General features: G+C 40.2%; 10 protein-coding genes. 4 read left to right on the forward strand and 6 right to left on the reverse strand.

The features are described 5' to 3' along the window. Positions 1–416: 416 nt before the first annotated feature. Positions 417–1,964, forward strand: coding sequence for a methyl-accepting chemotaxis protein (locus BG00_RS13870; RefSeq protein ID WP_036983225.1), 1,548 nt, complete (start codon positions 417–419; stop codon positions 1,962–1,964). A gap of 62 nt (positions 1,965–2,026) precedes the next feature. Here BG00_RS13870 and clpB read toward each other — a convergent pair whose 3' ends face one another. The 3 genes from clpB to rluD all read right to left on the reverse strand — a co-directional run bounded on the left by clpB (position 2,027) and on the right by rluD (position 6,411). Further along, positions 2,027–4,603, reverse strand: a complete 2,577-nt coding sequence (clpB, locus tag BG00_RS13875; RefSeq protein ID WP_036983227.1) for an ATP-dependent chaperone ClpB — start codon at positions 4,601–4,603, stop codon at positions 2,027–2,029. 96 nt (positions 4,604–4,699) lie between these two features. Continuing rightward, the gene (pgeF, locus tag BG00_RS13880; protein WP_036983228.1) at positions 4,700–5,431 is read right to left on the reverse strand and encodes a peptidoglycan editing factor PgeF; all 732 of its coding nucleotides are present in this window, start codon (positions 5,429–5,431) and stop codon (positions 4,700–4,702) included. Positions 5,432–5,433: 2 nt separating this feature from the next. Continuing rightward, entirely contained in the window at positions 5,434–6,411 is a 978-nt protein-coding gene (rluD, locus tag BG00_RS13885) for a 23S rRNA pseudouridine(1911/1915/1917) synthase RluD (protein WP_013464485.1), read from the reverse strand. A 141-nt stretch (positions 6,412–6,552) separates the two neighbouring features. On the opposite strand from rluD, the gene BG00_RS13890 reads away from it, so the two are divergent. Further along, the gene (locus BG00_RS13890) at positions 6,553–7,317 is read left to right on the forward strand and encodes an outer membrane protein assembly factor BamD (RefSeq protein WP_036983229.1); all 765 of its coding nucleotides are present in this window, start codon (positions 6,553–6,555) and stop codon (positions 7,315–7,317) included. A 55-nt stretch (positions 7,318–7,372) separates the two neighbouring features. Here the strand turns inward: BG00_RS13890 and BG00_RS13895 are convergent, their stop codons facing one another. Next, positions 7,373–7,711 carry a P-II family nitrogen regulator gene (locus tag BG00_RS13895; RefSeq protein ID WP_013464483.1) on the reverse strand — a complete coding sequence of 113 codons (339 nt, stop codon included), beginning with the start codon at positions 7,709–7,711 and terminating at the stop codon, positions 7,373–7,375. A 160-nt stretch (positions 7,712–7,871) separates the two neighbouring features. Here BG00_RS13895 and BG00_RS13900 point away from each other — a divergent pair, with 160 nt between their 5' ends. Continuing rightward, entirely contained in the window at positions 7,872–8,405 is a 534-nt protein-coding gene (locus tag BG00_RS13900; protein ID WP_036983230.1) for a GspH/FimT family pseudopilin, read from the forward strand. Between the two features lie 84 nt (positions 8,406–8,489). Further along, complete coding sequence (locus BG00_RS13905; RefSeq protein ID WP_036983231.1) at positions 8,490–9,023, forward strand: GspH/FimT family pseudopilin; 534 nt, start codon at positions 8,490–8,492, stop codon at positions 9,021–9,023. Positions 9,024–9,029: 6 nt separating this feature from the next. On the opposite strand, the gene BG00_RS13910 is transcribed toward BG00_RS13905, so the two are convergent. Then, positions 9,030–9,449, reverse strand: coding sequence for a type IV pilin protein (locus tag BG00_RS13910; protein ID WP_036983232.1), 420 nt, complete (start codon positions 9,447–9,449; stop codon positions 9,030–9,032). A 10-nt stretch (positions 9,450–9,459) separates the two neighbouring features. Beyond that, the gene (locus tag BG00_RS13915) at positions 9,460–12,615 is read right to left on the reverse strand and encodes a PilC/PilY family type IV pilus protein (protein ID WP_036983233.1); all 3,156 of its coding nucleotides are present in this window, start codon (positions 12,613–12,615) and stop codon (positions 9,460–9,462) included.

The following is a 12,615-nucleotide window of genomic DNA, read 5'->3' on the forward strand; positions in this document are numbered from 1 at the left end:
CCTCGAGCCAAGTGGCTTAATCATAGGGTTATGGGGTCTTTTTACCTTTACTCAAGATTAAACGATGAAAAAACTATATGAATTTATTAGATATAGTTTTTACTGGATTTTAAACACGCTTTGTTTCACGCTATAAAAGATAATCTTGCCATTGCCACTACGAATATACAATTTCTTTTACATATTATTTGCCATAATCCGCCGCTGACAACATGGCGTTTTAAAACGCTTTGACAAGATAGAATTAAACCCTAAAAGTTTGTCATAACTGAAAAATTCAATTACCCTTAATATTGATAAAGATCATATAAATATCAAAAAAATGTCTTATTCCTGCTATTTTACACATATCACTAACGTACATTAGTTTTAGTAATTACAATAGCCGCCACAATAAAGAATGATAAAGAGTCACTATGCGTCGTAATCAAAGCTTAATAGATGAAGAAGTTAACTTCGAAGAACACCAAGAGTTGGTTTCAACCACTGACTTACGCGGTGTTATTACTTATGCCAATCATGAGTTTTGTAGTATCGCAGGCTACGAGATGGATGAACTGATAAATAAAAATCACAATATCGTTCGCCACCCTGATATGCCAAAAGCTGCATTTAAAGAAATGTGGGACACCTTAAAACAAGGCCATTCGTGGCGTGGCGCAGTCAAAAACTTATGTAAAGACGGCCGCTATTATTGGGTTGATGCATTTGTAACGCCTATTTTTGAGCATGGCCAACTTATTGGTTATCAGTCTGTGCGAATAAAACTAGAGCAACGCGCAAAACGCAGAGCACAAAAGCTCTATGCCAAAATTAACGCTAATAAATCATTATTCAGCTGGCGCGAACGCACATCATTAAGACAAGGTTTGAGCATTGCGGGTATTTTAATTTGGTTAGCCAGTGTCGCAATGTGGGGCTCTCTTTCGCTTGCCGCGATTAACTTATTAGTATGTATTGTTATTTTAGTTTTAAATTATGATGAGCTGGTAATCACACCTGCAACCCTCAAACAACAAAAAAACCAAGCAGACTCTGTATCTCGTTATGTGTATAGTGGCTCGCACCCACACAGCATTAGTGAGTATAGAGAGCAGATGCTCAGTGCTAAATTAAGAACGGTACTAGGGCGGGTAAAAGATTCAACCATGAGTTTTAATACGATTGCCCAAGGGTTAGATCAACAATCGACGTTGACCGAGCAAGGTATTTCTTCTCAAGGCACTCAGCTAGAACAAATTGCTTCAGCCATGTCACAAATGAGTACCACGATTGGTGAAATCTCTAATAATACCAATAACACGGCTGATAAAGTGGGCATTACTTATCAAAGCTGCTCTGATATCAAGAATCATATTGCAGATAACAGTAAAATGGTGTCTGACTTAGCTGTACAAGTTGAGCAAGCGGCCGCCACAGCAACGGGGCTTGCCTCTGAAGCGGATAAAATTGGCCAAGTCATGAGTGAAATAGAAGGGATTGCTGAACAAACTAACTTATTGGCACTCAATGCGGCTATTGAAGCGGCACGCGCCGGTGAGCATGGGCGTGGTTTTGCAGTCGTTGCCGATGAAGTAAGAGCGCTGTCGTCACGAACTCAAAACGCCACGGCACAAATTCATAACTCAATTAAAGAAATTCAAGATACCTTGTTTAGCTGGTCTAAAATCATGCAGAGCACAAAACAACAAGCCGATGACTGTGTTAATACTACAGGACAAACACAACACGAGCTTGATAGTATTTTTATTCAAATTAGTGAAATTTCACAGCTCGCCACGGATATTTCAGCCGCAGCAGAACAGCAACAGGTTGTAAGTAAAGACATTGGTAGCAATGTTGAAAAGATTAAAGGCTTAGGGGATGACAATTTACAATTGAGTTTTAGCGTAGCACGTGGTGCGGCTGAACTAGTGGAAGGCTCAAGAAAAGTGAATGATTTATTACTGACTTTTAAAGTTTAACAAACGCCCTAAAATAGAAACAAAAAAGCCGCTGTGAACAGCGGCTTTTTGCTGTGCTCAGATTATCGACTCGTAAACACTAAGCCGTCTTCGTTAGCATCAATGACAATGATACAACCTGGTTGAAATTCATTATTAAGCAGTTTTTGTGCTAATGGATTTTCAATGGTTTGCTGTATTGCCCGTTTAAGTGGACGAGCGCCATAGACAGGATCAAAGCCACTGGCAGCAATTCGCTCAAGAGCAGCATCTGTCAACTCAAGTAAATACCCCATCTCTGTCAATCGTTGACGTAATTTGCTTAACTGAATATCTGCAATTTCTTTAATATGACTATGTGAAAGTGAGTGAAATACCACAGTTTCATCAATACGGTTAATGAACTCGGGTCTAAATTCATTATGTAAAACACCCATAACTTTTGCTTTAAGCTCGTCATAATCATTACTTCCCGCTTGCTCTTGAATGATATCTGAGCCCAAGTTGGAGGTCATAATGATAACCGTGTTTTTAAAATCAACCGTACGCCCTTGGCCATCCGTTAAACGACCGTCATCAAGGACTTGTAATAAAATATTAAACACATCTGGATGCGCTTTTTCTATTTCATCAAGCAAAATAACCGAATAAGGTTTACGACGAACAGCTTCGGTTAAATAACCACCTTCTTCGTAACCGACGTACCCTGGAGGCGCACCGACTAGACGTGCGACTGAGTGTTTTTCCATAAACTCAGACATATCTATACGCACCATGGCACTTTCGGTATCAAACATATAGCCTGCTAGTGCCTTGGTAAGTTCTGTTTTACCAACCCCTGTAGGCCCTAAAAATAAGAACGAGCCAATTGGACGATTGGGATCAGCAAGCCCTGCACGCGAACGACGAATGGCATTAGCCACCGCAACGACGGCCTCATCTTGACCAATGACTTTGTTATGTAACTGCTCTTCCATTTGTAATAGTTTTTCACGTTCACCTTGGAGCATACGCGCCACTGGGATCCCGGTCCAACGTGATAAAATTTCTGCAATTTCATCTTCGCCCACCTGATTTTTAAGCAAGCTCATTTCTTGCATTTCTGCTTGTGATGCTAAATCGAGTTTGCGCTCAAGCTCAGGTATACGTCCATATTGCAGTTCAGACATACGCTGCAAGTCACTTGCTCTGCGAGCCACTTCTAAATCAAGTCGTGCCTGCTCTAGCTCAGCTTTAATAACCTGCGTGCCTTGTAAAGACGCTTTTTCTGCATTCCATACTTCATCTAGTTCACGGTATTGCCCTTCAAGCTCAGTGATCAGCTCGAGCATTTCTGTACGGCGCTTTTGACTTGCTTCATCTTTCTCTTTGGCCAATGCGTTATCTTCAATTTTTAATTGGATAATGCGACGCTCTAATTTATCTAAAGCTTCTGGCTTTGAATCAATTTGCAAGCGAATAGAAGAGCCCGCTTCGTCAATTAAATCGATTGCTTTATCGGGTAATTGGCGATCACTAATATAACGATGCGATAACTGCGCTGCGGCAACGATTGCAGGGTCGGTGATCTCCACTGAATGGTGTAACTCGTAACGCTCTTTCAAGCCACGCAGAATAGCAATGGTGTCTTCTACTGAAGGTTCTTCTATTAATACCTTTTGGAACCGGCGCTCAAGCGCAGCATCTTTTTCAATGTATTTACGGTATTCATCTAAAGTGGTTGCGCCTACGCAATGGAGTTCACCGCGTGCTAAGGCAGGTTTTAACATGTTACCCGCATCCATAGCGCCATCACTTTTACCAGCACCAACAATGGTATGAATTTCATCAATAAATAAAATAACTTGGCCTTCTTCTTTAGCCAACTCATTAAGTACTGATTTTAAACGCTCTTCAAATTCACCTCGGTATTTTGCACCAGCAACTAATGCGCCTAAATCAAGTGATAATACGCGCTTGTTTTTTAAGCCCTCAGGCACTTCACCATTAATAATACGCTGTGCAAGCCCTTCAGCTATGGCTGTTTTACCCACCCCTGGCTCACCAATTAACACAGGGTTATTTTTGGAACGGCGTTGTAATACTTGTATAGTGCGGCGAATTTCATCATCACGACCGATTACAGGGTCAAGCTTACCTTGCTCTGCACGCTCAGTTAAATCGATGGTGTACTTTTCAAGTGCTTGACGTGTTTCTTCCGCATTAGGATCGTCAACTTTTTGACCACCACGAATCGCTTCAATTGCCGTTTCAACCTTACTCGCAGTAATGTTAAGTGCTTTAAAAACACTGCCAAGCGGGCCTTTATCTTCACACGCAACTAATACAAACAACTCACTTGAAATGTATTTATCTTTACGTTTTTGGGCGTACTTATCACATAAGTTTATCAGTGAAACCATGTTATTTGACAACTGTACATCGCCACCAACACCTTCCACTTTAAATAACTTTTCTATCTCTTGTGATAACTTAGTGTTGAGTTCATCAACGCTGATGCTCATTTGTGCAAATAGTGCACGCACACTTGAGCCGCTTTGTTTTAACAAAGCGTACATTAGATGCACAGGTTCAATAAATTGATGATCGCGACCTAGGGCTAATGATTGCGCATCTGAAAGCGCAGACTGAAATTTACTTGTAAATCTATCTAAACGCATGGGGGTTTACCTATAAAAAAAAGAATTACTTAATAGATGGGTATATTAGCGGGTTTGTTCAAGGTATTAAGGGAAAAATAATCACCTAATGATTATTTACTTGCGCCAGATCAAACTTGCCATACGACCGGTTTGGCCATCGCGCCGATAAGAAAAAAACAAGTTAGCTTGAGAAACCGTGCAATGCTCACCCCCGCTAATGTTTATAACGCCCTGTTGATTAAGTAAAATAGTTGCTATTAGATAAATATTAGCTAAATACTTTTCATTATTTTGAGCTTTGAACGCACTGTGCATTAGGGGGTTATTTGCTGTAAATAACTCGACTACCTCTTGACCGACATGAAATTGATTAGCCCCTATTGCAGGACCTAACCAAGCATGTATATTCGCCGAGGCATTTTTAAAACAAGCCAGCGCATTGTTTATCACCCCTTGCTCTAACCCTCGCCAACCGGCATGAATTGCGGCCACTTCTTGCCCGTCACTCGATGAGAGTAAAATAGGTAAACAATCAGCGGTCATTATGGCTAAAGGTTGATTGCGTAATTGCGTATATAACGCATCGCCTGTGAGTATTTGATTGGGGTCAAATCGCTCGTCCACTGTAATTACATCAGCGCTATGAACCTGATTTAACCAAATTGCCGGTTTAGGCAAATGAGCATTTACACGTGCTCTGTTATTTAATACATCTTGGCTGTTATCACCTACATGCAACCCTAAATTCAAACTACCGAATGGAGGCTGAGATACGCCCCCTTCACGTGTAGTACTCAATGTATCTACACCATGAAGAGATTGCCATGTAGCTGATAAGCCAAACATTGTTAACTCGCTATATCAGGGTTTGCTTTTGTGTCTTCGCGCAATGCTTGAGTCATTTGGACCATATCATCAGGGATAGGCGCTTGCCAGGTCATCATTTCACCGGTGATTGGATGCGCAATACTTAATTTAACGGCATGAAGCGCTTGGCGTTTAAAGCTACGCAGTAACTCAAATAACTCAGGCGTTGCCCCTTTTGGTGGACGAGGACGACCGCCATAAGATTGATCGCCAATTAATGGATGGTTTAAGTACGCCATATGCACACGAATTTGGTGTGTACGCCCTGTTTCAAGACGTAAACGCAAACGTGTATGGGCGCGGAATTTTTCGGCAACACGGTAATGCGTAATAGCTGGTTTACCCATTTCATGAACTGCCATATGCGTACGCTGCGTTGCATGACGACCAATTGGTTTTTCAACCATACCACCGGCTGTCATAGTGCCATTACATAACGCTTCATATTCACGTGTGAAGTTTTCGCGCTTTTGCAGTGCTTTAACTAAATGTGTTTGTGCCTGAATCGTTTTAGCGACAACCATTAAACCTGTTGTATCTTTGTCTAAACGATGCACAATACCCGCTCGTGGCACATTAATAATTTCTGGGTAGTAGTGTAATAAAGCATTTAACACCGTACCGTCAGGGTTACCTGCGCCAGGATGAACCACTAATCCCATTGGTTTGTTGATCACTAAAATATCATCGTCTTCATAAACGATGTTTAATTTGATATCTTGTGCTTCGTATTCACGAGGTGCTTCTATTGTTGTTTCAACAGCTACAACTTCACCACCGAGTAGTTTTTCACGCGGGGTGTTGAAAATTTCACCATCAACGGTGATTTTATCATCTAAAATCCACGTTTTTATCCGTGATCGTGAATAATCAGGGAACAATTGTGCTAATACTTGGTCTAGACGTTTACCACCTAAGTCTGTTGGGACCTCGGCTTGGAGAGATATTTGCTCTGACATTAGTAACTTTACCCAATTTACCAGTGCAAGCTTTGCTTGACTGGGTTAGAATCGCTTTTAATAAAAGCATAACATAATACGCATAGTTTACTCGGTTTTACCCACTTGGCCTAGCCGAAGACATCGAAGGTAACAAATAAAATGATAAATAAAATAGGGAAACGTGCATTCGCCATTGTTTTTTCAGTTTCAGTGCTTAGTTTAGGGGCCTGCTCGTCTGCACCTGACCAAGAAGATATTCAACGCGTACCCAACAGATCGGCACAAGCACTATACGAAGATGCAAAACAAACGCTTGATTCTGGTTTATACGCTCGTGCAATTGAATTATTAACGGCAATTGACTCTCGCTATCCGTTTGGTCCGTTTTCAAAACAAGTCCAAATGGATTTAGTGTATGCACATTACCAATCAGGTAATACAGAGCAAGCACTTGCTACAATCGACCGTTTTATTCGCTTAAACCCAAACCACAAAGATTTAGATTACATGTACTACATGCGTGGCTTGGTTAATATTAAGGCGGATAAAAATGCTTTCCAAGAATACTTTGGCGTAGACAGAGCCGACAGAGATGCTAAACGCACCCGTGTTGCTTATACCGACTTATCAACTCTAGTTAAACGTTTTCCAGAAAGTGGTTATGCGCCAGAAGCAAAACGTCGTTTAGTTTGGTTATTAAACCGCATGGCACGTTATGAGCTAAAAGTGGCAACTTACTATTACGAACGTGAAGCCTATTTAGCAGCCGCAAATCGCGGTAAATATGTGGTAGAGCACTACTCACAAAGTAGTTATCTTGATGCGGCACTCGCCATGATGGAAAAAAGTTACGAGAAGCTTGGCTTGACTGAACTAAGTCAGCATGCAGAGCAAACGCGTAAATTTAATAGCAGAAATAAATAACACGAAAAAGGCGCTAGTTATAAAATTAGCGCCTTTTTTTACGAGGTTTACTCGACTATATAGCCTCTTCATCCTCTTCTGCAGTACGAATTCGAACCACACGTTCTACGTCAGTGACAAATATTTTACCATCACCAATTTTGCCTGTTTGTGCTGTTTTAACAATAACATCAATAGCACGTTCTACGTCTTCATCACCGAGCACAATATCTAGTTTTACTTTAGGTAAAAAGTCAACCATGTACTCAGCACCACGGTATAGCTCTGTGTGGCCTTTTTGACGCCCAAACCCTTTTACTTCACTTACTGTCATACCCGTAATGCCTACATCAGATAATGCTTCACGCACATCATCGAGCTTAAACGGTTTAATGATTGCTTCTATTTTTTTCATAGTAATTACTTTTGAAAGCTTCAGTTGCCTCGATTTTAGACAATCATGAGGTTCATAGCAAACAAAGCGATTGAATTACGGTGATAAAACAATTTGTCATGCTATGATTATGCTAATAAAAATAGCTATACTAAAACATCACCGAGTTAATGAGATTTATATGAAAACTAAGCACCGTGGATTTACCCTATTAGAGTTAATGGTCACCGTGGCCATTGTTAGCATTATAGCCACTATTGCGTTGTGGAACAGTAGCGATATGCTGGAAGAAAACCGAGGTGAAAATTTTTTATTAGAACTTAAACGTAATATTAGCTTTGCACGCTCACAAGCGGCTAGTACCGATGAGATCGTAATTATTTGTCCAGCACCTTATGCTGATGTGAAAAGTTCAGCTGCCAATTTTAAGTGCACCACTGAGTGGGCTAGCGATAATGTTGTCGTCACCTTTGTCGATGGTAATAATAATAGGCAATATGACAGTGGTGATAGTTTAATAAGAGTCATGGAAAAAACCAAACCCAACGACAAAGTGACATTTTCTGGGGGTAGCCAAATCCGCTTTAATACCAGTGGCCGTATTACTACTTCGCCAGGTAACTTTGTTTTTTCACCTAATGGTAATCAAGATAATAGCAAGGCACTCACACTTTCCAAATCAGGCACCGCTTTTTATTTAGGTAATAATAAATAGGGTGATTATAAATTAAACAACACTTGCCATAATTTAAGTTTTTACTAAACTTGTAAGAAGCATGTTTAGATTGAGGCTTCAGGGATGAAGTTACCTTTATACTTTTCTACCCACCATGGTACAACATTATTAGAACTGCTAGTTAGCCTCGCGATTGTTGCCATTGTAGGTCAAATATCCTTGTCTTATTTACCCAACTTTTTAGCGCTCAACCGCGTGAGCAATCAAGTTAGCTTATTACATAAAAATATCAATTATGCTCGTCTATACGCTATAGAAAAAAACAGCTACGTTACTTTGTGCGCATTAAAAAGTAATAAATGTACATTAGACAACTGGCATAACCAGCTCGCTATATTTGTTGATAACGACAAGTCAACGTCGCTTGGCAAAGACGAGCAGCTGATCAGTACATTTGAGCACACAAATGAAGCCGATACGTTAACATACCCACGAGATGCCATTACATTTAGGCCAGATGGTACACTAAATGGTTTTCAAAATGGTACTTTTATCTATTGCCCAAATAACGAAAAAGCAAGCCTTGAGGGGCTTGCTCTGTCAATAAGTCAAACTGGGCGAATACGAATAAAATCTACCAACAAATGCCAAAAATAACTAACGTTATCTACCCCAGCAATAGTTGATGTCGGTATCGCCTTTACTACCCGTTGCTCCTTTTAAGCCAACGTCATTAATGGTTAATGACGTGCAATCAGCATCCCCTTTCACGGCACCAGCAATGGGTTTCGCAGTAATTGTAAATTTATTGCTATTAACCACATTAATTGTTAGCTCAAAATGACCGTTTTCAGTTTTACTTTGAATACCTAAGTCGCTAAACGAAGTTGAGTATGCTCGGTTATCCACAAAGTACTGCTCTTGCTTGTTTGCGGCATCTAAAAGTGCAGATGCCGCTTCTGCACGTGATGCGCGTTTTACATATTCACTGTAATTAGGCACAGCAATAGCGGCTAAAATACCCACAATTGCCACGGCTATCATCAGCTCAATTAAAGTAAACCCAGTGTGCTTGGCAACCATTTAATGACTCCTAATTATTCATTTCATCGTTTTCTTCACGTTTGTAAATATACATTTGCTGGGTTTTAAAGCCAAACCCAATAGGCTGAGTATCGTTAACTAGCTGAATTTTATCATCTACTATTTTTAAATTGGGCCCAATAATTTCGATTGGTCTAAGCGGATTCTCTGCATTTTTGCCTTTTATGCCAGGGCCAATTAAATAAAATTGGCTTTGCACGTCAACCGTTGTGTCGTCGTCGCATTTACCGTCTGAATTACCGTCAACACATGAGGAACCAAAATAAAGCTGCGGCGTATCGGGGACTTCATAACTGGTTGCAAATTTTAACTCATCATACACTTTAGTGCCGTAATGCAAATGAAATGCATATAAAGAGCCTCCGCCACCGGTTAACGAACATTGGTTTAGTCCAGCATCCGATGCAGGACTAAATGAAGTAAAATACGCAACGCCTCCTACCACGGTTGCCGCAGCAAGCGATTTTTCGCCAGGTGATAACGAATAATGCCAGCCTTTAAATGTATTTGTCAGTTCAACTTCTAGATTTATAAACTCACTAACATTACTTAATGCATTACCAAACTTATCTTCATTCATTGACATTAAATCTGTAAATAAAATAGTTTTAGGGGCGTTATTTTTAAATGATTTTGTGAGCGTATTTTCATCCCTTATCATAAAAAGCTCATCGGCTGTGGTTGAATTTACCGGGTTAGTGCGGTTACCACTGCCAATAACAATGGCATCGTAAGGAGTTTCAACACGTGAAGTAACACCCTCTTTTTGAGTCACTTTACTAAATATGGTTCGCGCTATGGCTGGTTTATAAAAAAAGCGCCTATCTTTACCATCAGCAAGCGATGCAAGTTTAAAGTGGCTAAATTCATTTGTTTGACTACCTGGCATATCAACACGCCAAATGTCGCCACCGGTATCTGCTGCGTAAATTCTATCAATATAGCCATCGTAATTAGAGTCAAGCAATGTAACGTCTGCGGCAATACTGTGTTTACCAGTAAAGCTATTGTTACTGCGCAGTGACCAAAGCTTTTTACCGGTTTTAGCATCAACAATAAACACATCTCGACCCATTGAGTCTGCATCGCGTTTATTCCCTTTGTCTTTATCTTTAATGGTGTCGTAGCCACCGCCAAAAATCAAAACGGGCTTATCACCAAAGGCCTTTATAAACGCAACTTGTGGTTTCGACCAAGACTGACCAAGCTCTTCAAAACCTGAATCTACCCCGCCTTTAATACTCCACATTAAAGAAGGTGAGTCAGGCTCAGTAATATCTAACCCATAATAGTTTTTACCGCCACGTCGCATGCCTGCAAACGCCCATACAGCATCACCTTTACCCGCATTAACAATGCCATCATTAATACCATCGGCATCTAAACTCTCATTTTTAGAGTACACGCTAATAGGGCCATCCATGCCATATTTTTTTCCGGCCTCTTTGGCTCTAAGCGGCTTAATAATATTAAATAACGCTGAAGGTATGAATGCCCAGCTTTCAGTTACTTCATTCTTACTATCATCATCTTTAAACATGTGTAAAAAGCCTGCGTTTGTACCGACAATTATACGAACATCATTATTGCCATAATCAATCGCCACAGGTTTTGAATGTAAAGGGTCGCCAAAAATGTTAGCTCGCTGGGTGCTTGTAGTATTCTCATTATCAACATCAACACCACGTGCCCAGTTTATTGTTGAATCAAGATCGCTTTTAGGCACATTAAAAACGCCAGCAGCTTTTTCTTTGTCACCATAAACTTGCACTAGGTTAGATATATTAAATACCCCAATATCTGAAATTAATTTACGCTTACCCGGATCTAAACTTGTCAGCATCGCATTAACTCCACCGCTTTCAACGGAGTTGCCATCAGCTAAATTGCCCTTCGTCCAAAATGTTTTAGCATCTTTTTTAATTAATCCGTCACTATTTAATGCAAGCGTTGATGTTGAATCTATAAGTTTATTTCCCATCACTTTTATTTTTTTTAAATTACCGCGCCACCGAGTGCCCACTTCAGGATAAAACATGGCGAGATACACCGCATCCTTACTGCGGGTTTGATCCACATTGTTACTCGCAAAAGAAGGCGATGTAAAAGTGCTGTTTTCTTCTCGTATTAAGGTAATGGTATTTTTAAGTGCAGCAGCAAGCTGTTCCGCAGAATTTGCATGGAGGTACTGCCCGCCACCGAGCCTAGCTGTTTCTTCTAACAATTTTTTTCCGTTAACGGTCATCCCGCTTCCAAAGCCTATAGGATATACTCGCCCTGTTTCTTTTATGTTGGTTGTTGTAGGGATTAAATCAACCGCAACACTGCTTGTGCCATGAATTACTTTTGCTAATTGATGCAGGTAATTACCATTGATCCCATCAGAAGTATTAAGGTAGCGACTAAAATAGTTATTATGCTGCGTACTAATATTCTCATCCATTTCGTTGTCATCACCAACAGAGGGATCACCATCTGTCATATAAATAATATTAATTGAATTATCACAACGCTCTACCTCAGCACTACTATCGGCAAAAGGTGAGATATATCTATAGCTGAATTTATCCTGCCACTCCCACCAACAATTCCACCAACTGCTGCATTTACGTACTCGTTCTCTACCAATAAACACTTTATTTTCAATATTAGTATCTCTTTTCGACTCAGCCACTTGCTGACCATATTGCAGACTTTGCCCTGTGATATATAAATAGGCCTCCCAAAGAGTTTCGGCCAATGGAGTACCTCCATCAGCTGGTAACTTATTAATTTCAGATGTAATTTTCTCTGTAGTTGAACCTATTCCTGCCAAAACATAACCACCACTAAGGCCACTAAAACGCATTAAACCGAAATCAATATCTTTATTATTGTTAACAAGTTCCGTCATTGCTTCTTTTGCAACACCTAAACGACTGTCAGAACATAATATCCAATCTCGGTTGCTATATTGGCCACAGTCGTCACCTGTTGCAGTTGAATAAGCCATACTCCCTGACGTATCAAAAATCAGCAATACTCGAGGTTTTTCATTTATATTGACATCTTTATTTACATATAGCTCTATGTCTTCAGCTTTGCTCGGCGCTGTAAAAAAAAGGCAAATAAGATAAGTATATACAATAATTGCTGCTAGTTTCAT

It is taken from the genome of Pseudoalteromonas sp. SCSIO_11900, assembly GCF_000576475.1.
Taxonomy (GTDB): Bacteria; Pseudomonadota; Gammaproteobacteria; order Enterobacterales; family Alteromonadaceae; genus Pseudoalteromonas; species Pseudoalteromonas tetraodonis.

Excerpts from the sequence above, each read along its gene's own strand:
- rluD (WP_013464485.1), bottom strand. The coding sequence starts at position 6,411 with ATGTCAGAGCAAATATCTCTCCAAGCCGAGGTCCCAACAGACTTAGGT.
- clpB (WP_036983227.1), bottom strand. The coding sequence starts at position 4,603 with ATGCGTTTAGATAGATTTACAAGTAAATTTCAGTCTGCGCTTTCAGAT.
- BG00_RS13870 (WP_036983225.1), top strand. The coding sequence starts at position 417 with ATGCGTCGTAATCAAAGCTTAATAGATGAAGAAGTTAACTTCGAAGAA.
- BG00_RS13915 (WP_036983233.1), bottom strand. The coding sequence starts at position 12,615 with ATGAAACTAGCAGCAATTATTGTATATACTTATCTTATTTGCCTTTTT.
- BG00_RS13905 (WP_036983231.1), top strand. The coding sequence starts at position 8,490 with ATGAAGTTACCTTTATACTTTTCTACCCACCATGGTACAACATTATTA.
- BG00_RS13900 (WP_036983230.1), top strand. The coding sequence starts at position 7,872 with ATGAAAACTAAGCACCGTGGATTTACCCTATTAGAGTTAATGGTCACC.
- BG00_RS13910 (WP_036983232.1), bottom strand. The coding sequence starts at position 9,449 with ATGGTTGCCAAGCACACTGGGTTTACTTTAATTGAGCTGATGATAGCC.
- pgeF (WP_036983228.1), bottom strand. The coding sequence starts at position 5,431 with ATGTTTGGCTTATCAGCTACATGGCAATCTCTTCATGGTGTAGATACA.
- BG00_RS13890 (WP_036983229.1), top strand. The coding sequence starts at position 6,553 with ATGATAAATAAAATAGGGAAACGTGCATTCGCCATTGTTTTTTCAGTT.
- BG00_RS13895 (WP_013464483.1), bottom strand. The coding sequence starts at position 7,711 with ATGAAAAAAATAGAAGCAATCATTAAACCGTTTAAGCTCGATGATGTG.